The 19,600-nt window shown below is 67.8% G+C and carries 13 protein-coding genes and 3 pseudogenes; 12 read left to right on the top strand and 4 right to left on the bottom strand.

Annotation, left to right across the window (positions count from 1 at the left end; all coding sequences use genetic code 11):
• The first annotated feature begins 44 nt into the window (after positions 1–44).
• Both ACZZ93_RS07205 and ACZZ93_RS07200 read left to right on the top strand, forming a co-directional pair.
• A complete protein-coding gene (locus ACZZ93_RS07205; RefSeq protein WP_463510763.1) occupies positions 45–701 on the top strand; it encodes a 2-phosphosulfolactate phosphatase in 657 nt (218 codons plus the stop codon).
• 137 nt (positions 702–838) lie between these two features.
• Entirely contained in the window at positions 839–1,357 is a 519-nt protein-coding gene (locus ACZZ93_RS07200) for a DUF3054 domain-containing protein (protein ID WP_295103537.1), read from the top strand.
• A gap of 51 nt (positions 1,358–1,408) precedes the next feature.
• Here the strand turns inward: ACZZ93_RS07200 and ACZZ93_RS07195 are convergent, their stop codons facing one another.
• The 3 genes and pseudogenes from ACZZ93_RS07195 to ACZZ93_RS07185 form a co-directional block, all read right to left on the bottom strand.
• Positions 1,409–1,897 (bottom strand): SprT-like domain-containing protein, encoded by a 489-nt coding sequence (locus ACZZ93_RS07195; RefSeq protein WP_053098888.1) that lies wholly within the window; start codon positions 1,895–1,897, stop codon positions 1,409–1,411.
• 66 nt (positions 1,898–1,963) lie between these two features.
• On the bottom strand, positions 1,964–2,491 hold the full coding sequence (locus tag ACZZ93_RS07190) for a hypothetical protein (RefSeq protein WP_056277172.1): 528 nt from the start codon (positions 2,489–2,491) through the stop codon (positions 1,964–1,966).
• A gap of 100 nt (positions 2,492–2,591) precedes the next feature.
• Positions 2,592–3,450: pseudogene (locus tag ACZZ93_RS07185) on the bottom strand (spermidine synthase).
• A 222-nt stretch (positions 3,451–3,672) separates the two neighbouring features.
• Here ACZZ93_RS07185 and ACZZ93_RS07180 point away from each other — a divergent pair.
• From ACZZ93_RS07180 to ACZZ93_RS07160, 5 genes are read left to right on the top strand one after another with little or no spacing between them, the layout of a single operon-like run.
• Complete coding sequence (locus ACZZ93_RS07180) at positions 3,673–4,965, top strand: sugar ABC transporter substrate-binding protein (RefSeq protein ID WP_463510762.1); 1,293 nt, start codon at positions 3,673–3,675, stop codon at positions 4,963–4,965.
• Positions 4,966–4,979: 14 nt separating this feature from the next.
• Positions 4,980–5,957 (top strand): carbohydrate ABC transporter permease, encoded by a 978-nt coding sequence (locus tag ACZZ93_RS07175; protein WP_053098892.1) that lies wholly within the window; start codon positions 4,980–4,982, stop codon positions 5,955–5,957.
• Positions 5,954–6,787, top strand: coding sequence for a carbohydrate ABC transporter permease (locus tag ACZZ93_RS07170; protein WP_053098893.1), 834 nt, complete (start codon positions 5,954–5,956; stop codon positions 6,785–6,787). The genes ACZZ93_RS07175 and ACZZ93_RS07170 overlap by 4 nt, the downstream gene beginning before the upstream one ends.
• Positions 6,784–8,295, top strand: coding sequence for a glycoside hydrolase family 3 N-terminal domain-containing protein (locus tag ACZZ93_RS07165; protein WP_463510761.1), 1,512 nt, complete (start codon positions 6,784–6,786; stop codon positions 8,293–8,295). Before ACZZ93_RS07170 ends, ACZZ93_RS07165 begins: the two co-directional genes overlap by 4 nt.
• Positions 8,296–8,309: 14 nt before the next feature.
• The gene (locus ACZZ93_RS07160; protein ID WP_056277179.1) at positions 8,310–9,176 is read left to right on the top strand and encodes a MurR/RpiR family transcriptional regulator; all 867 of its coding nucleotides are present in this window, start codon (positions 8,310–8,312) and stop codon (positions 9,174–9,176) included.
• A gap of 69 nt (positions 9,177–9,245) precedes the next feature.
• Here the strand turns inward: ACZZ93_RS07160 and ACZZ93_RS07155 are convergent, their stop codons facing one another.
• The gene (locus ACZZ93_RS07155; protein ID WP_463511730.1) at positions 9,246–10,103 is read right to left on the bottom strand and encodes a sugar kinase; all 858 of its coding nucleotides are present in this window, start codon (positions 10,101–10,103) and stop codon (positions 9,246–9,248) included.
• 231 nt (positions 10,104–10,334) lie between these two features.
• Between ACZZ93_RS07155 and ACZZ93_RS07150 the strand changes: the two genes are divergently transcribed.
• The 5 genes and pseudogenes from ACZZ93_RS07150 to rpoB all read left to right on the top strand — a co-directional run bounded on the left by ACZZ93_RS07150 (position 10,335) and on the right by rpoB (position 19,565).
• Positions 10,335–12,008, top strand: coding sequence for an ABC transporter substrate-binding protein (locus tag ACZZ93_RS07150; protein WP_463510760.1), 1,674 nt, complete (start codon positions 10,335–10,337; stop codon positions 12,006–12,008).
• A gap of 86 nt (positions 12,009–12,094) precedes the next feature.
• Complete coding sequence (locus ACZZ93_RS07145; protein ID WP_053098898.1) at positions 12,095–13,099, top strand: ABC transporter permease; 1,005 nt, start codon at positions 12,095–12,097, stop codon at positions 13,097–13,099.
• 34 nt (positions 13,100–13,133) lie between these two features.
• Positions 13,134–14,098, top strand: a pseudogene (locus tag ACZZ93_RS07140) (ABC transporter permease).
• Positions 14,095–15,794 (top strand): annotated as a pseudogene (locus ACZZ93_RS07135) (ABC transporter ATP-binding protein). The pseudogenes ACZZ93_RS07140 and ACZZ93_RS07135 overlap by 4 nt, the downstream one beginning before the upstream one ends.
• A gap of 267 nt (positions 15,795–16,061) precedes the next feature.
• Entirely contained in the window at positions 16,062–19,565 is a 3,504-nt protein-coding gene (rpoB, locus tag ACZZ93_RS07130) for a DNA-directed RNA polymerase subunit beta (RefSeq protein WP_053098901.1), read from the top strand.
• The last annotated feature ends 35 nt before the right edge of the window (positions 19,566–19,600 follow it).

Genomic DNA, 19,600 nt, shown 5'->3' with positions numbered 1-19,600 from the left:
TCATCGGGGCATCGGCACCGGGGCGGTCGTTCTAGGCTGGACGGATGCCGTCTCCGTTCGACCAGTCCACGTATCAGGTGCGTCTCGAGTGGGGCGTCGACGGGCTCGATCGCCTCGCGACCGCCGATGTCGTCGTGGTGGTCGACGTGCTCCGCTTCTCGTCGACGGTGGCAGACGCTGTCGCGTCGGGCTCCGCGGTCTCGCTCGACGACGCGCGTGAATGGTCCCGCAACGGCGCCGCGGTCGCCGCCCGCGCCGGCGACGCGGTCGTGCTGATCGGAAGTCTTCGCAACGCGGCGGCAGTGGCACGAGCGATCGCGACGCTGCAGGAGCGCAACCAGTCACGCACTTCCGTGAGCGTGATCGCCGCGGGCGAAGCCGACGCCGCGGGCGCCGTGCGTTTCGCGGTCGAAGACCACCTGGGAGCCGGCTCGATCATCGCCGCGCTCACCGAACTCGGCATAGACCACACGGCGCCCGATGCGGCCGTGGCCGCCGAGGGATTCCGCGCGCTGAAGAGGGCGCTGCGCCACATGGTCAGCGCGAGCGGTTCGGCGCGTGAGCTCGCGGACGGGGTCGCCGCGACCGAGCGGATGCGGGCGTCCGGTGCCGCGCCGACGACGGTGTCGGACGCCGCCGAGCTCGACGCCCTGGATGTCGTCCCCGTGCTGCGTGATGGGCTCTTCGTCGCCTTCGACTGAGCGGTCTGCGGTCGTCCCCGGCGCGCAGGCCATCCCCGCTCGGGGGTGAGGCGCCTGTGGATCTCGTCCCTGCACGCGCTCGGCAACAGGCCGTGCATCCGGCACGGGTTTCGTGTTCCGCGACGTAGGGTCATGGCATGAGGTTCGTCCCCGCTTTCATCGTCGATGCCGTCCTGGTGCTCGTCTTCGCCGTGATCGGCCGTGCCTCGCACGGAGAAGATCCCGGCGGGTTCCTGCTCACCGCCTGGCCGTTCATCGTCGCCCTCCTGCTGGGTCACGTCGTGGCCGCGCTTCTGCCGGCGAGACCGCGTCGTCCGTGGTCGCTGGCCTGGGGTGCCGTCGTCTGGCTCGTCACCGTGGTCGGCGGGCTGCTGCTGCGGGTCGTGGCGGGGGACACCGCGCAGATCGCGTTCATCATCGTCACGACCCTCGTGCTCGGCGTCTTCCTCGTCGGGTGGCGAGCCGTGGCAGCGCTCCTGCGTCGGCGTGCGGGGCGTGCGAGCGACGTCGGTGCGGCGCGCGGGCGGCCTGAGGAGCGGGAGGATGACGACACTCCCGTCGACCGGGACGCACCCGCCGACGCGGCAGCCTCGGAGCGAGCGCAGGAGGAACCCTCGCCCGAGGCCGATCCGGAATCAGGTCCTCACGCGCGCTGACCGCACTCTGCGGGTTCGCGGCGCTCGGGGCGGGTCGACGTCGTGCGCGGATCAGCGCGACATCTGCGCCGCGAGCCTTGTGTCGGCCGTGATCTCGCGCCGAGTCCAGTCGAACAGGTAGCGCGCGTCGTACGAGCGGGAGCACCGCGCGCACGATGTGGCGCGTGACGGACGCCGATGGCGGTAGGTCACGTGACCAGCGGGGCACTGGCCGACCCACGGCGCGAGTTCGACCGCCGTCTCGCCATGGTGGGTGGTTCCGCCGACGTAGCCCAGGTCTCGGGCCACGCGCTTCCAGGTCGGGCCGTGGGCCGCTTCATGACCCGCGAGGGCATGCGCCACCTCGTGCAGCAGCACCTGATGGATCTCGTCGTCCTCGAACCGCGCAGCCAGATACCGCGACACGGTGATGCGCTTCTTCGTGTAGTCGCACTGCCCCGCCCGACGCTTCGCGTGGTCGAAGCCGAATGACCAGCTGTCGTCGAGGTGCAGCGTGATCAGTGCCTCGCCCCAGACGCGCACCCGGTCAAGTTCCGCCATGCGATCAGGCTAAGCCATACCGCCGACATCGCCCCTCAGCGGGGCACCGGCGGGCGTGTGCTGCCGTCAGCCCGCGACGAGCTGCGTCGTGCGGCGCCGCTCGGCGGCTTCGATGGCGAGCAGCACCGTCTCGAGCTCTCGGTCCTCGGCCCCGGCCTCGCGGCGCAGGAAGAGGGACTGCTTGAAGCTCTCGCGAGCGGTCTCGTAGTCGCCGGCCTCGTAGGCGTTCCTGCCGTGATGGTGGTGCGCGAACGCGGCGATCGACAGCCAGCGCTGTCCCTCGGCTTCGGCGGCGCACGTCGCGAGCTCCTGCTCGGCGGCGGCGTGGGCGCCGCGGTGCTGCAGGATCGTGGCGTGCAGCACCCTCGAGCGCAGGACGTCCTTGCGTGTGCCCGCCATGCGCGACTGGCGCACGGCCTCATCGGCGAGGGGGAGCGCTTCGTCCAGACGGTCGAGGACCTTCAGCAGCCAGACCCGCTCCAGCAGTGCCGGAAGGCTCCGCTGGCTCTCGATCTCCTCCAGCCGTGCGGCGCATTCACCGAGGTCGACCAGCTCGCGAAGGCTCTCCGGGTCGTATCCCTGGATGAAACTCATTGCTCTCCTTCCGCAGCGTCCCCCGTCAAGTGTGCCTCGCGTCGGCGAAGTCGTCGGGGCGGCACGCCCCACGGCCCCGCATCCGATCTCGATCGAGGCCTCAGCGGAGGAACAGCGAGGCGTCCGGACGAGGGGAGGCGACGGCATCCGCATCGGTCACCACGCGCGCACCCTGCACGAAGGCGGTCACCTCGGCACCCTGCGCGATCTTGGCGGGATGTGGCCCCGCGGCGAGCATCCTGGGCAGCCATTCGGTCGGCAGGGGAGCCGCCGATGCGGCGATCACGAGGTTGCCGAACCTGCGCCCCTTCAGCACCTGGGTGTCGGCGAGGACGCCGATCTCGGGCAGAACCTCCGCGATCGTCGCGACCTGTCGCCGGGCGAACGCGAGGCCCGGCCCGTCGGCGACGTTCACGAGCAGCACGCCGGCGGGCGCGAGCAGTTCGGCGAGTTCGCGGTAGAACTCGATGCTGGTGAGGTGGGCCGGCGTCTGGGCTCCGGAGTAGACGTCGGACACCACCAGATCGCAGGTGCCGACGATCGCCGGGGAGGCGGCGGACGCCCTCGCGGGCATCTCCGATGCGGAGCCGGATGGCCGCGCCTCGCGGCAGGGGGAGGTGCTCGCGCACGAGGGTGGCCAGCGGTGCCTCGAGCTCGATCACCTGCTGCCGAGAACCGGGGCGGGTCGCATCGATGTAGCGGGGGATCGTCAGTGCGCCCGCGCCGAGGTGCACCGCGGTCAGGGGGCCGGCAGCGAGCTGGTCGATCACGGCGCCCATCCGCACGATGTACTCGAAGTGCAGGTGCGTGGGGTCATCCAGGTCGACGTGCGACTGCGGGGTGTCGTCGACGATGAGCTCGAATCCGCTGGTGAACTCCGACGGCACGATGCGGGCGATGCCTCCGTGGTCGAGACGGACCTGCGGGTGCTCGGTGTCCTTCGCTCGCGTCCTGCCCATCCTCCGAGACTACGCGCTCACTCCGCCTCGACATCGTGTGGTCGGCTCACGCGATGGGAGGATTGAGGGCTGCTGACTCGCCGCGAGTCTGCCGCGGAGGCTCGATGTTACGGCCGCATGACGTTTCCGAGAATAACTTGCAGGGAATTAGTTAGTGATGAATACTTTTTCCTACGTGGTAGGCACCCGATGCCGCCAGGACGTTCAAAGAGGAGATCCCTGATGCACAAGCGCATTCTTCCGGTCGTGGCGCTGGGCGCCGTGGCCACCCTGGGCCTGGCGGCCTGTGCCGGCGGCGGAGCCGACACCGGCGGAGCCGTCGACGGAGAGGGCCAGGAGCTCACCGTCTGGATCATGAAGGGCACGAACCCGGACGCGAGCGCGTTCTACGACGAGGTCTCGAGCGCCTTCGAAGACGAGACCGGCGCCACGGTCAAGATCGAGGAGATCCAGTGGGCGGACGCTCACGATCGCTTCGTCACGTCGATCGCCGGCGGCACCACGCCCGACATCGCCGAGACCGGAACCACCTGGACCGCGGAGTTCGCGGACGCAGGTGCCCTCGAGCCGCTCGACGAGTACGTCGACGCCGAAGACGGCCTGCGTGACGACCTCGTCGAGGGCCTCGCGGTCGCCGGCACCTACGAAGACGAGCTGTACGGCATGCCCTGGTACGCCGGAGTCCGCTCCATCGTCTACCGCACCGACGTGTTCGAGGAGCTCGGTCTCGAGGCCCCGAAGACGTGGGACGACATCGTCACCGCTGGCGAGGCCATCAAGGCCGCCAAGCCCGACATGCTGCCGTTCCCCGTCGCGGGTGACGCGGAGTTCCAGGTGTACCCCTGGGTCTGGGGCGCCGGCGGCGAGGTCGCGACCCTCGACGGCAAGACCTGGACGAGCGAACTCGACAGCAAGGAGTCGCAGGCCGGCATCGAGTTCTACACCGGACTCGCGACCGAGCACGGCTTCTCCTCCGCCGGGGCCACGACCTGGAAGGAGACGGACCTCCGTGACTCGTTCACGCAGGGCAACGTCGCCATGATGCTCTCGGGCTCCTGGACCCCGAAGGCTCTGATCGAGGCCAACCCCGAGCTCGAGGGCAAGATCGGCGCCGCCGTGATCCCCGGCGAGGACGGCGGCATCGCTCCGTCCGTGCTCGGCGGCTCGCACCTGTCGGTCTTCAACACGACCAAGAACGCCGACCTCGCATGGGAGTTCGTCAAGCTGATGACCACGGGCGAGTTCGCCGAGAAGTGGGCTGACGAGACCGGATATTTCCCGGGAGTGCAGTCCGCGATGGAGGAGGCCCTGGCCTCGACCGACCCGCTCGTCGCTCCGTTCGCGCAGCAGATGGTCGAGGGCGGCGCATCCGTGCCGGTCACCCCGAACTTCGGTGCCGTTCAGGCGAAGAAGACCACCAACTCGATGATCCAGGCGATCCTCAGCGGGCAGAAGGACGTCGCCACGGCGACGAAGGACGCCGCCGCTGAGATGACCGATCTGCTCAACCAGTAAGGCTGTATCCCTTCATGTCGATGGTGCAAGCGCCACTGCCGGTCACGAAGGCGGAGTCCACCTCCGCCTCCGTGGCCGGCGGCCGGCCGCCCAAGCGGGGTTTCTCGCTGATCACGGCCCGCCCCTGGCTTCTTCTCGCCCCCGGGCTGGTCATCCTCGCGGTGCTCATGCTCTGGCCGCTCATCCAGGTCGTCATCTTCTCGCTGCAGGACTACGGTCTTCGCGAGATCAACACCGGCGAGAACAACTGGATCGGCGTCGACAATTACGTCGAGGCGCTCACCAACCCGACACTGTGGACCGTCGTCCTGCCGAACACCGTCGGCTTCGCCGCCGTCGCCGTGTTCGTCACGGTCGCGGTCGGCACGCTCGTGGCGCTGCTGCTCGCGAAGCTGGGCACGGTGTGGCGCACCATCGTCTCGAGCTGCATCATGGTGGCGTGGGCGATGCCCGCCGTCACCGGAACCTACGTCTGGACGTTCATCTTCGATGCCGACCGCGGCATCTTCAACACCGTCCTGCAGGATCTCGGCCTGATGGACGACCCGGTGAACTGGTTCACCAATCAGTGGTCGTTCTACGCGATCGTGCTGCTGAACGTCGTGCACCACGGCTTCCCGTTCGTCGCCATCACGGTGCTCGCGGGCCTGCTCGGCGTCTCGAAGGAGATGCTCGAGGCGGCCGCGCTCGACGGCGCGAACGCGTGGATGCGGTTCTGGAAGATCATCTTCCCCACTCTCAAGCCCGTCTTCTCGGTCGTGATCATCCTGTCGACGATCTGGGACTTCAAGGTCTTCGCGCAGGTCTACCTGATGCCCGGTGGAGGCGGCGGCAACCGATCGGTGCTGAACCTCGGCGTCTGGTCGTACGTCGAATCCTTCGGCCAGAACCGCTACGGCTTCGGTGCCGCGCTCGCCGTGCTGCTCACCCTCGTGCTGATCGGCATCACGATCGTGTACATCCGCTCCCTCATGAAGGAGGACGAGCTGTGAACCCCCGCCCGTCTGTCATGTCGCGCGTCGGCACCGGCATCGCGATCGCCGCCGTCCTGATCTTCACGCTGTTCCCCGTCTACTGGATGGTCTCCAGTGCGCTCGACGCCAAGGCGTCCAGCGGAGGGCAGTCGCTGCTGCCTCAGGAGTTCACGTTCGACAACTTCGCCTTCGTCCTCACCGACGGCGGTTTCGGCACCTACCTCCGCAACTCCGCGATCGTGGCTCTCGTCACCGTCCTGGTCAGCGCCCTCGTGTGTCTGCTCGCGGCTGTCGCGGTCGCCCGGTTCCGCTTCAAGTTCCGCACGACCATCCTGATGATGATCCTCGTCGTGCAGATGGTTCCGCTCGAGGCCCTCGTCATCCCGCTCTTCCTGCAGGTCAAGAGCCTCGGGCTGCTCAACAGCATCCTCGGCCTGATGGTCGTGTACGTCGCGCTCTCGCTGGCGTTCGGGATCTGGATGCTGCGCGGATTCGTCGCCGCCGTTCCCGTCGAGCTCGAGGAGGCCGCGTACATCGACGGCGCCAGCTGGTGGCGGATGTTCCGCTCGATCCTGCTGCCGCTGGTGATGCCCGGTCTCGTCGCGACCAGCATCTTCAGCTTCATCACGGCCTGGAACGAGTTCATCTTCGCCATGACGATCCTCGGCAGCGCGACCGACCAGTACACGGTCTCGATCGGACTGAAGTCGTTCTTCGGCCTGCACTCCAACGACTGGGGCAGCATCATGGCCGCGTCGACGATCATCACGATCCCGGTGATGGTGTTCTTCGTGATCGTGCAGCGTCGTCTCTCGGCCGGCATGGTCGCGGGAGCGGTGAAGGGATGACCGACGACCTCGTCCGCCTCGCCAACGGGGTGCTCTGGCCGGGGTTCCTCGGCACGGAGGCCCCCGAATGGCTTCTCGACGAGCTGCGCGACGGCCTCGCGGGTGTCGTGTACTTCAGTCAGAACGTCGGCGAGGGACTTCCGGCTCTGAGCGACGAGATCCTCCGGGCCAATCCGGACGCGCTGATCGGGATCGACGAGGAGGGCGGCAACGTCACACGCCTCGAGTCCGCAGCCGGCTCCACGCTTCCGGGGGCGGCTCAGCTGGGCATCGTCGACGACGTCGAGGCGACGCGGGCATCGGGTGCCGAGCTAGCTCGACGAGTGGCCGCGATCGGCGGCAACGTCGTGCTCGGTCCCGTCGCGGATGTGAACACCGATCCGCGGAATCCTGTGATCGGCGTCCGTTCCTTCGGCAGCGACCAGAAGCTCGTCGCCCGACACGTGCAGGCGGCGGTGGAGGGACTGCAGAGCACGGCGGTCGCGGCGTGCGTCAAGCACTTCCCGGGGCACGGTGACACGCACACCGACTCGCACCACGCACTGCCCGAGATCTCGCTGGGGATCGAGGAGTTCGAGCGCGTGCACCTCGAGCCGTTCCGCGCGGCGGTGGCCGCAGGTGTCGACGCCGTCATGACCGCGCACATCGTCGTTCCCGCCTGGGGCGCCGAGCCGGCGACGCTGAGCCCCCGAGTGCTCGGGCTGCTCCGTGGCTGGGGCTTCGACGGCGTGATCATCACGGATGCCCTCGACATGGCGGCCATCCGCGAGACCGTCGGCATCGGCGAAGGCGCCGCGCGTGCCCTCGCGGCCGGAGCGGATCTGCTGTGCATCGGCAACCCGACGAACCGCGGTGAGGCCACGCTCCCCGACCAGGACCGTCGAGACTTCCTCGCCGCGCGCGACGGGATCCTCGCGGCGGTGGACGACGGCTCACTCTCTCGCGAGCGACTCGCCGAAGCGGCCGGGAGGGTCTCCCGCCTGGCTCAGACGCTGAGCGTCCGTGCCGAGACTGCGACTCCCGTCGACTACGACGGATCGGACATCGTCCGACGCGCGATCACAGGAGTGACGCGCGATGCCGAGGCGCTCGCCGTCGTCGATGCTCGCCGACGTTCGACGCTCGCGGTCGACAGCGCGTCGGCGTACGTGGCTGAGACTCTGGCGGCAGACGGTCATCGCGTGCGCGTCGACGTCGCACGGACGACGATCGACGAGCAGGATGGGGCTCTCGACGCGGCTGTCGCGGCAGACGGACTGACGGTCGTCCTCGTGGATCGTCCAGACACCGACGACGGGCAGCGTGCGCTCGTCGAGCGCGCCGCTCTGCGTGATCCCGACGCGGTCGTGGTCAACGTCGGACTCGCGGCACGGCAGCCTCTGCCCCTCGCGCTCGTGGAGGTCGGATCCGCGAGCCGGATCGGAGCCCAGGCCGCCAGAGATCGACTGATCGGGGGCTCGTCGCGCCGCGCCGATCCGTCGCCCGACAGCGCAGGTGCCGCCGACTGAGGCAGGATGACACCGTGGACGCCGATGTTCTCGCGCTGGTGCGCCGATCCGTTCCCCGACTGAGTGCTGCAGAAGCACGGGTCGCGGAGACGATCCTCGGAGACCCCACGCTCGTCGTCGACCTCGCCATCAACGACCTCGCCCAGCTCTGTCACACATCGCTGTCGACCGTGGCTCGCTTCGCGCAGTCGCTCGGCTTCAGCGGATACCGGGAGCTGCGGGTCGCGGTCGCCCGCACGATCACGCTCGCTCAGGCGCAGCAGGCGCGCTTCGGCCTCGACACCACGGCGATCGATCCCGATGACGAGCCGTCCGCCATCGCCGCGAAGCTCGCGGCACAGGAGATCGACGCGATCGAGAAGACGGCGCTCGGACTGGACGCCGACGCGCTCGACCGCGTCGCCAGGGCCGTCGTGGCGGCGCGCCACGTCGATCTGTTCGGGCAGGCCGCATCGTCGTTGACCGCTCAGGACCTTCAGCAGAAGCTCGCGCGCATCGGGTGCTCGGTCGCGCACTCCGCCGATCCGCACCTCGCCCTCACGACGGCGTCGCTGCGGACCCCGGAGGACGTCGTCATCGCATTCTCCCACGGGGGCGAGACGCAGGAGGTCGTCCGGGCTGTCGAGATCGCCAGAGATGCGGGCGCCTTGTCGGTGGCCATCACCAGCGCGCCCGACTCGACGCTCGCGCTCGCTGCAGACGTCTCGCTGATCACCTACGCGCAGGAGTCGCCGTTCCGCATGGCCGCGATGTCGAGCCGCATCGCGCAGCTGGCGCTGGTCGACATCCTCTTCGTCCGGGTCGTCCAGCACCGGGGCGAACCCGTGGTCATCCCGCTCCAGCTGACGCACGACGCTGCGGCGCCGCGTCGACGTCGCTAGAGGCAGGCGATGAGATACCCGTCGACCGTCACCGGTGCCCGTGGCGACCGGCAGGAACAGCGCCGCTGATCAGTCGATGTGGTCTCGGGTGCTGACCAGTGCCCTGGTCGCGATCCGGTGCGCGCGAGCGAGGCTGCCGGTGAGCGAGAGTCCCGACAGGACGCCGGCCAGGAATCCGGCGGCGAACGCATCTCCGGCGCCGATGGACTCCACGACGGGGACATCGAGCGACCTGCTGTCGGTGCGCTCGGCGCCGTCGAAGGCCACAGCGCCGTCTGGACTCGTGGCCAGCAGATACCTCGGTTCGGGGAACAGCTCGCGCAGTCGATCGGGCTCGCCGGTGCCGAAGACCGCCTCGGCGTCGGGGCGTGTGCAGAACGCGATGTCGGCGCGGCGGACGTAGTCCGCGATCACCGCGCGCCCCTCGTCCTGTCGCCCGCGCCACAGCGCAGGTCGCCAGTTCACGTCGAAGCTGAGCAGCCGCCCGTCGCGCGGCGCATCGAAGAGGACGTTCTGCGCTGCGTGAGCGGTGTCCGAGAGAGCAGGCGTGATCCCCGAGGTGTGCACGAGGGCGGCCTGTGACAGCAGCGCGGATGCCGCGGGGGAGTCGAGCGTCGCCGGCGACAGGGCCGCGGCCGCGGAGCCCGAGCGGTAGTAGTGCATGGTCCCGTCGACGGAGCCGTCCGGACGCGGCGACAGCTCCTTGACGTAGAGGCCGGTGGGCGCCTCGGCGTCGATCTCCACGGCGGAGTCGTCGACCTCGTGCCGGCGCAGCTCGGCGGTGAGGAAGCGCCCGAACCCGTCGTCGCCCACACGGGAGACGACGGCGGTGCGGATGCCGGCCGAGGCCAGTGCGATCGCCGTGTTCCACTCCGCTCCGGCGAGCGAGCGGTGGAACGTCCGCACGTCCTCGAGGGGCGCGGCGATGGCCGGGACGAAGGAGACGAGGCCCTCGCCGACGCAGACGGCGAGGGAGACGTGTCGGGCACGCTCTGGAGATTACCGGATCGGCCACACCCCCGGACATCCGTAACAGGAATGAAACCTGCAGGTGTTTGGCATCGGTCTGCGCACTGGGTAGTTTCAAGGAATCACCGTTTCCGAAGTCGACGATGTCTTCGGAACGCGCACAGCAGCGCTCGACAGGAAGGTCACACAATGCACCACTCAGTCATGCGTCGGCGAGGTCTCATCGCCGTCACCGGAGCGGCAGTCGCCGCGATGGTCCTCTCAGGATGCGTCGCCAGCGAGCGCGGCGACGACGGCGGAGAGGCGTCCGGCGATGTCGACGGAACCTTCGTGTTCGCGGCGTCCTCCGACCCGGCGAGCCTCGACCCGGCCTTCGCCCAGGACGGCGAGAGCTTCCGCGTCTCGCGTCAGATCTTCGAGGGCCTCGTCGGCACCGAGCCCGGCACGGCCGACCCGGCACCGCTGCTGGCCGAGTCGTGGGAATCGTCCGAAGACGGCATGAGCCACACCTTCACGCTGAAGGAGGACGTGACCTTCCACGACGGCACGCCGTTCAACGCCGAAGCCGTATGCGCGAACTTCGACCGCTGGTTCAACTGGACCGGCCTCGCGGCCTCCGAGGCGTTCGGCTACTACTACAACAAGCTCTTCAAGGGCTACGCGGACAACCCGGCTGACGCCGTCTACAAGTCCTGCACCCCCGACGGCGACTACTCCGTGACGATCGACCTGAACAAGCCGTTCGCAGGGTTCGTGGCGTCGCTGTCGCTGCCGTCCTTCTCCATGCAGAGCCCTTCGGCCCTGCAGGAGTTCGGTGCTGACGAGGTCAGCGGCTCGGCCGAGGCACCCGTCCTCTCGGAGTACGCGATGGGGCACCCGGTCGGCACCGGCCCGTACCAGTTCGACGAGTGGGCGCCGGGCGAGCAGGTCTCGCTCAAGGCGTACGACGACTACTGGGGCGAGGCGGGTCAGATCGACGAGATCATCTTCCGCACGATCGACGACCCGACCGCGCGTCGTCAGGCTCTCGAGTCCGGCTCCATCGACGGCTACGACCTCGTCGGTCCGGCCGACACGCAGGCACTCGAGGACGACGGCTTCACCATGGTCTCCCGTCCTCCGTTCACGATCCTGTACCTCGCGTTCAACCAGGCGCTCCCTGAGCTGCAGGACCCGAAGGTCCGCGAGGCGCTCTCGTACGCGGTCGACAAGGATGCCCTGATCAGCCAGGTCCTGCCCGAGGGCACCGAGAAGGCGATCGAGTTCGTGCCCGACACCGTCAACGGCTACAACCCCGATGTCACGACCTACGACTACGACCCCGAGAAGGCCAAGGAGCTGCTGGCAGAGGCCGGCTACGACGAGGCCAACCCGCTGAAGCTGACCTTCAACTACCCGGTCAACGTCTCGCGTCCCTACATGCCGGACCCCGAGCAGATCTTCACGGTCCTCTCGTCGCAGCTCGCCGAGGTCGGCGTCGAGACCACCCCGGTCTCGGAGGAGTGGGTCGAGTACCTCGACCGCACCACCGGCACGTCGGACCACGGCATCCACCTGCTCGGCTGGACCGGTGACTACAACGACACGGACAACTTCGTCGGCGTCTTCTTCGGGCAGCAGAGCTCCGAGTGGGGCTTCGACAACCCGGAGCTGTTCCAGAAGCTCAACGAGGCTCGCGGCGTCTCCAACCTCGAGGACCAGACGGCCCTCTACGAGGAGATCAACGAGATGGTCGCGCAGTTCATCCCCGGTGTCCCGCTCGCGCACCCGGCGCCCACACTGGCGTTCGACCCGCGTGTCGAGAGCTACCCCGCCAGCCCGGTGAACGACGAGGTCTTCACGGACATCGTCCTCACCGAGTAGGTCTGACCGACTGAGTTGCCCACCCGGGTCCCCGCGCTCGCCGCGAGGACCCGGGCCCGGCGCACCTTCTGATCAACGGAGACCTCTTGCTGCGCACCATCGGCAGACGACTGCTTTTCCTCATCCCCACCCTGATCGGCCTCAGCATCCTGCTGTTCGCCTGGGTCAGGGCCCTCCCCGGCGGCCCGGCCGTCGCGCTTCTCGGCGAGAAAGCGACACCCGAGGCCATCGCGAGGGTCAACGAGCTCTATGGCTTCAACAAGCCCATCATCGAGCAGTACTTCATCTGGGTCGGCCGCCTGCTGCAGGGCGACTTCGGCACATCGATCCAGACCAACCGGCCGGTCACGGAGGAGTTCTTCCGCCGATTCCCGGCCACGATCGAGCTGAGCGTCGTCGCGCTCATCTTCGCGGTCGGCGTGGGCATCCCGCTCGGATACTGGGCCGCTCGCCGCCACGGCAAGTTCACCGACCACGCGTCGGTCGTGCTGAGTCTCATCGGCATCACCATCCCGGTGTTCTTCCTCGCCTTCATCCTCAAGTACGTGTTCGCCGTGCAGCTCGGCTGGCTGCCGTCGGACGGCAGGCAGAACCCACGAATAGACGCCACCCATCCGACGGGGTTCTATGTGTGGGACGGCATCATCACCGGCGAGTTCGACGCCTCGTGGGATGCCCTCATGCACCTGGTGCTCCCGGCACTCGCGCTCGGCACCATCCCGCTCGCGATCATCGTCCGCATCACCAGGGCGAGCGTGCTCGAAGTGCAGAACGCGGACTACGTGCGGACGGGGCGGGCGAAGGGCGTCGGCTCGTCGACGCTGCGCAGTCGCTTCATCCTCCGCAACGCGATGCTGCCGGTGATCACGACGATCGGTCTGCAGACCGGGCTCCTGATCTCGGGGGCAGTGCTCACCGAGACCGTCTTCGCGTTCCCCGGCATCGGGTCCTTCCTCGCGAGGGCGATCTTCACACGGGACTTCCCCGTGCTGCAGGGGTTCATCATCTTCATCGCGATCGCCTACGCGCTGATCAACCTGGCCGTCGACGTGTCGTACAGCTTCATCGATCCGAGAGTGCGGGTGCAGTGATGATCCGTCTCGTTCTCCGAAAGGGGGTGGCGTCATGACCATCTCGCTCCCACCCGCGCAGGGACCGTCCGCGGCGAGCGGCTCGGTCGTCGACACGGTCGCCGTGAATCAGGCCGGCCTCAAAGAGGGGCCCGGCGGGTTCTGGCGCGACGTGTTCCGCCGCCTCCGCCGCAACCCGACGGCCTGGATCGGCGCCGGCATCGTGCTGGTGTTCGTCCTCGTCTCGGTGCTCGCGCCACTGCTCGCTCCGTACCCCGAGACGGCGTTGCCCGGCGCGAAGTACATCACGCCGACGCACATCCCCGGTCCGGGGAGCTGCCGGAGTTCCCCCTCGGGCTCGACCGCTTCGGCGGCGATGTGCTCTCCAAGCTCATCTGGGGTGCGCAGGCGTCGCTGCTGATCGGTGTGATCTCGACCGCGCTCGGTCTGGTCGGCGGAATGATCCTCGGACTCCTCGCCGGCACGTTCGGCGGATGGGTCGACACCCTCATCATGCGCGTCGTCGACATCATCCTGTCGGTGCCGAACCTGCTGCTGGCGGTATCCATCGCCGCGATCCTGGGCCAGACGCCCTTCGCGGTGATGATCGCCATCGGAGCATCCCAGGTTCCGATCTTCGCCCGCCTCCTGCGGGCGTCGATGCTGCAGCAGCGATCGAGCGACTACGTGCTCTCCGCCCAGACGCTGGGGCTCGGTCGCGGGCAGATCACCATGTCGCACGTGCTGCCGAACGCCATCGGACCTGTCATCGTGCAGGGCACGCTCACGCTCGCGACGGCGGTGATCGATGCGGCGGCGCTGTCGTTCCTCGGTCTCGGCGGCGGTCGTCCCGAGACGGCCGAGTGGGGCCGCATGCTCACCTACGCCCAGGCCGAGCTGGCCATCGCGCCATGGCTGGCATTCCTGCCCGGCATCTGCATCGCGGTCACCGCGCTCGGTTTCACCCTGTTCGGTGAAGCCCTGCGCGAGGCCATGGACCCGAGGACGAGAGCACGATGAACGCTGCGAAAGAGACACGGACCACGGACGCTCCGCTGCTGTCCGTCGAAGGGCTGGCGGTCGACTTCGCCACCATGGACGGCGTCGTGCACGCCGTCGAGGGAGTCGACCTCGAGATCGCGCCGGGCCAGACCGTCGCGATCGTGGGGGAGTCCGGGTCGGGCAAGTCGACCACTGCCATGGCCATCATCGGGCTGCTCGCCGGTGGCGGGCGCGTGGCCGGCGGCAGCATCCGCCTCGACGGCAAGGACATCACCCGCGCTCCCGAGAGCGAGCTGCGCACCATCCGCGGGCGCGACATCGGCCTCGTGCCGCAGGACCCCATGTCGAACCTGAATCCGGTCGCGAAGATCGGCACCCAGGTCGCCGAGACCCTGCTCGCCCACGGACTCGCCACCAGGCAGAACGTGCAGCAGAAGGTCGTCGAGGCGCTGACAGCAGCCGGACTGCCGGATCCCGAGAAACGCGCGAAGCAGTACCCGCACGAGTTCTCCGGCGGCATGCGCCAGCGCGCGCTGATCGCGATCGGCCTGGCGTGCAAACCGCGCCTGCTGATCGCGGACGAGCCGACGAGCGCGCTCGACGTGACGGTGCAGCAGACGATCCTCGACCAGATCGGCGACATGACGCGCGAGCTCGGCACCGCCGTGCTGCTCATCACGCACGATCTGGGACTCGCGGCCGAGCGTGCCGAGCGCGTCATCGTGATGCACCGCGGCAAGGTGGTCGAGCAAGGGCCGGCGAAGCAGATCCTCGAGAATCCGCAGCACCCCTACACGCAGTCGCTCGTGCAGGCGGCGCCGTCGGTGGCTGCCGCGCGTCTGCGCCCGGAGGCGTTCCACGCCGAGGAGCGTCCGTCCGATCCGAACGCAGCCGAGGATGCCTCGAGCGCGCTCGCCCTGCCGACAGCGGACAACATCGTCGAGATCGAGAACCTCACCAAGGTCTATCCGGTCCGTGGGCAGAAAGAGGACTTCGTCGCCGTGAACGACGTGTCGCTCGCCATCCCGCGCGGCGAGACGGTGGCGATCGTCGGCGAGTCCGGTTCGGGCAAGACGACGACCGCGCGGATGCTGCTGAAGATCATCGAGCCGACGAGCGGTCTCATCCGCTACGAGGGAAAGGACGTCTCCTCGCTCACCCGCGCGGAGACCCGGGACTTCCGGCAGAAGGTGCAGCCGATCTTCCAGGATCCGTACTCGAGCCTGAATCCGATGTTCACCATCGAGCGCCTCATCTCCGAGCCGCTGGACTTCTACAAGCGGGGAGCGGCGCTGATCGGCGCAAGCGCGTCCGGCAGCTGCTCGACGACGTGGCGCTGCCGCAGTCGATGCTGCGCCGGTATCCGTCCGAGCTGTCCGGCGGTCAGCGTCAGCGTGTCGCGATCGCCCGTGCGCTCGCGCTCTCGCCCGAGCTGATCGTGTGCGACGAACCCGTGTCAGCGCTCGACGTCCTCGTGCAGGATCAGATCCTGAACCTGCTGGGCGACCTGCAGACCGAGTACGGACTCAGCTATCTCTTCATCTCCCACGACCTCGCCGTGGTCCGCCTGATCAGCGACTACGTGTGCGTGATGAAGGACGGCTCGCTCGTCGAGGCGGCATCCTCGGAGGAGATCTTCACGAATCCTCGAGACCCGTACACGCGACGTCTGCTGGCGTCGATCCCGGGGAACGAACTCAACATCGCCTCCTGACGACGACGATGCGTCCCGCCCCGAGCGCGAGCTCCGGGGCGGGCGCACGGGTCGACGGACGACGCTTCCGGGTGCCATTACCGCAGCATCCGAAGAAGGTCAAGGATTGCGCTTGCCATGTCGCAAGATCGCGCGTATAGTTGGTAGTTGCGCTCGCTTCTCCGTGCCCTCATATGGTGGTCGGCATTTCGTTGAGTCTTTGAGCGCACACTCCACCTGACGACAAAGGAATCGAGAAGCCCTGCGGGGCTCACGGAGGTTATTCCCTTGGCTGCTGCTCGCAACGCATCCACATCCACCACCACCAAGAACGGACGCGGAGCTTCCCGTCTTTCGTTCGCCAAGATCTCCGACACGCTGACGGTCCCTGACCTTCTCGCTCTGCAGACGGAATCCTTCGGATGGCTCGTCGGCAACGACGCCTGGAAGGCTCGAGTCGCAGAGGCCAAGAAGGCCGGCCGCACCGACGTGAACGAGAACAGCGGTCTCGGCGAGATCTTCGAGGAGATCTCTCCGATCGAGGACCTCGGCGAGACGATGCAGCTGTCGTTCACCAACCCTTACCTCGAGCCGGAGAAGTACTCGATCGAGGAGTGCAAGGAGCGCGGCAAGACGTACGCCGCTCCGCTGTACGTCGAGGCCGAGTTCATGAACCACCTCACGGGTGAGATCAAGACCCAGACGGTCTTCATGGGCGACTTCCCGCTGCAGACCGACAAGGGAACGTTCATCATCAACGGCTCCGAGCGCGTCGTCGTCTCGCAGCTCGTGCGTTCGCCCGGTGTGTACTTCGACAAGACCCCCGACAAGACGTCCGACAAGGACATCGTGTCGGCTCGCGTCATCCCGAGCCGTGGTGCATGGCTCGAGTTCGAGATCGACAAGCGCGACCAGGTCGGCGTGCGCGTCGACCGCAAGCGCAAGCAGTCGGTCACCGTGTTCCTCAAGGCGCTGGGCATGACCAGCGAGGAGATCCTCACGGAGTTCGCCGGCTACACCTCGATCGAGGAGACGCTCGCGAAGGACACGATCGTCACGAAGGAAGATGCGCTCCGCGACATCTACCGCAAGCTGCGTCCGGGCGAGCAGGTCGCCGCCGAGGCCGCCCGCGCGCTCCTCGACAACTTCTACTTTAACCCGAAGCGCTACGACCTCGCGAAGGTGGGTCGTTACAAGATCAACCACAAGCTCGGTCTCGACGCTCCGCTGACCGACTCGGTCCTCACGGTTCAGGACATCGTCGCGACGATCAAGTACCTCGTGCGTCTGCACGCAGGCACGGAAGAGACCTTCCCCGGCATCCGCTCGGGCAAGAAGGCCGACATCCGCATCGCGACCGATGACATCGACAACTTCGGCAACCGTCGCATCCGCGCGGTCGGCGAGCTGATCCAGAACCAGGTCCGCACCGGTCTGTCCCGCATGGAGCGCGTCGTCCGCGAGCGCATGACCACGCAGGACATCGAGGCGATCACGCCGCAGACCCTGATCAACGTGCGCCCCGTCGTCGCCGCGATCAAGGAGTTCTTCGGAACCTCGCAGCTGTCGCAGTTCATGGACCAGAACAACCCGCTCGCGGGTCTGACCAACAAGCGCCGCCTCTCGGCTCTCGGCCCCGGTGGTCTGAGCCGTGACCGCGCAGGCGTCGAGGTCCGTGACGTCCACCCGTCGCACTACGGCCGCATGTGCCCCATCGAGACCCCTGAAGGCCCGAACATCGGTCTGATCGGTGCTCTCGCGACGTTCGCGCGCATCAACTCGTTCGGTTTCATCGAGACCCCGTACCGCAAGGTCGAGGGTGGCGTCGTCACCGAGCACATCGATTACCTGACCGCTTCCGAAGAGGTCGACTTCAACATCGCGCAGGCGAACGCCCCGCTCGACAAGAACGGTCGCTTCCGCGAGAGCCACGTCCTCGCGCGCCCCAAGGGCGGTAGCGGTGAGGTGGACCTCTTCCTTCCGGAGGAGATCGGCTACATCGACGTCTCGCCGCGCCAGATGGTGTCGGTCGCGACCTCGCTCGTGCCCTTCCTCGAGCACGACGACGCACAGCGCGCACTCATGGGCGCCAACATGCAGCGTCAGGCTGTGCCGCTGCTCCGCAGCGACTCGCCGCTCGTCGGAACCGGTATGGAGGGCTACACGGCCATCGACGCCGGCGACGTGCTCACGGCTGAGAAGCCGGGTGTCGTCACCGAGGTCTCCGCAGACCGCGTTACCGTCATGCTCGACGAGGGTGGAACGCAGGACTACCACCTGCGCAAGTTCGACCGCTCGAACCAGGGCACGTCGTACAACCAGAAGGTCGTCGTCAACGAGGGCGACCGCGTCGAGGTCGGAGAGGTCATCGCCGATGGCCCCGCCACCGAGAACGGCGAACTGGCACTCGGAAAGAACCTCCTCGTCGCGTTCATGACGTGGGAGGGCTACAACTTCGAGGACGCGATCATCCTGAGCCAGGACCTGGTCAAGGACGACACCCTCTCCTCGATCCACATCGAGGAGTACGAGGTCGACGCGCGCGACACGAAGCTCGGCAAGGAGGAGATCACCCGTGACCTCCCCAACGTCAGCCCCGAGCTCCTGAAGGATCTCGACGAGCGCGGCATCATCCGCATCGGTGCCGAGGTCCGCCCCGGCGACATCCTCGTCGGCAAGGTCACGCCGAAGGGCGAGACCGAGCTGTCGGCGGAAGAGCGTCTGCTCCGCGCGATCTTCAACGAGAAGAGCCGCGAAGTCCGTGACACCTCTCTCAAGGTGCCCCACGGCGAGCAGGGCACGATCATCGCCGTCAAGGAGTTCAACGCCGAGGACGGCGACGACGAGCTCGGCTCCGGTGTCAACCGCCGCGTCGTGGTCTACATCGCCCAGAAGCGCAAGATCACCGAGGGTGACAAGCTCGCCGGTCGTCACGGCAACAAGGGTGTCATCGCCAAGATCCTCCCGATCGAGGACATGCCGTTCCTCGCGGACGGAACCCCGGTCGACATCGTCCTGAACCCGCTGGGCATCCCCGGTCGAATGAACTTCGGCCAGGTGCTCGAGACCCACCTCGGGTGGATCGCGAAGCAGGGCTGGAAGGTCGAAGGCACCCCGGAGTGGGCTGCGCGACTCCCCAAGGACGCGTTCGAGGCTGCCCCCGGCACCAAGGTCGCGACCCCGGTGTTCGACGGTGCGAGCGAGGAGGAGATCTCCGGTCTCCTCGACGCGACCACCCCGACCCGTGACGGCATCCGCCTGATCGACTCGACCGGAAAGACGCAGCTGTTCGACGGCCGCTCCGGTGAGCCGTTCCCGGCGCCGATCTCGGTGGGCTACATGTACATCCTGAAGCTGCACCACCTGGTCGACGACAAGATCCACGCACGTTCGACGGGTCCGTACTCGATGATCACCCAGCAGCCGCTCGGTGGTAAGGCGCAGTTCGGTGGCCAGCGATTCGGTGAGATGGAGGTGTGGGCCCTCGAGGCCTACGGCGCCGCATACGCGCTCCAGGAGCTCCTCACGATCAAGTCCGACGACATCCTCGGCCGCGTCAAGGTGTACGAGGCGATCGTCAAGGGTGAGAACATCCAGGAGCCCGGCATCCCCGAGTCCTTCAAGGTGCTCATGAAGGAGATGCAGTCGCTCTGCCTGAACGTCGAGGTCCTCTCGGCAGACGGCACGCTCGTCAACCTGCGTGACACCGACGACGAGGCCTTCCGCGCTGCGGAGGAACTCGGCATCAACATCTCCAGCCGCTTCGAGGCCGCCTCGATCGACGAGATCTAAGGTCCAGGCCGCCGACCGCGCGTCACGCCCGGTCG

The sequence above is a fragment of the Microbacterium sp. AC026 genome, from assembly GCF_979258475.1.
Note: the sequence above shows the minus strand (reverse complement) of the source record. Positions and strands in the feature narration are given on the sequence as shown.

What these genes read in the sequence shown, in the direction of transcription:
- ACZZ93_RS07205 (WP_463510763.1), top strand. Translation starts at nt 45, where the DNA reads ATGCCGTCTCCGTTCGACCAGTCCACGTATCAGGTGCGTCTCGAGTGG.
- ACZZ93_RS07200 (WP_295103537.1), top strand. Translation starts at nt 839, where the DNA reads ATGAGGTTCGTCCCCGCTTTCATCGTCGATGCCGTCCTGGTGCTCGTC.
- ACZZ93_RS07195 (WP_053098888.1), bottom strand. Translation starts at nt 1,897, where the DNA reads ATGGCGGAACTTGACCGGGTGCGCGTCTGGGGCGAGGCACTGATCACG.
- ACZZ93_RS07190 (WP_056277172.1), bottom strand. Translation starts at nt 2,491, where the DNA reads ATGAGTTTCATCCAGGGATACGACCCGGAGAGCCTTCGCGAGCTGGTC.
- ACZZ93_RS07180 (WP_463510762.1), top strand. Translation starts at nt 3,673, where the DNA reads ATGCACAAGCGCATTCTTCCGGTCGTGGCGCTGGGCGCCGTGGCCACC.
- ACZZ93_RS07175 (WP_053098892.1), top strand. Translation starts at nt 4,980, where the DNA reads ATGTCGATGGTGCAAGCGCCACTGCCGGTCACGAAGGCGGAGTCCACC.
- ACZZ93_RS07165 (WP_463510761.1), top strand. Translation starts at nt 6,784, where the DNA reads ATGACCGACGACCTCGTCCGCCTCGCCAACGGGGTGCTCTGGCCGGGG.
- ACZZ93_RS07150 (WP_463510760.1), top strand. Translation starts at nt 10,335, where the DNA reads ATGCACCACTCAGTCATGCGTCGGCGAGGTCTCATCGCCGTCACCGGA.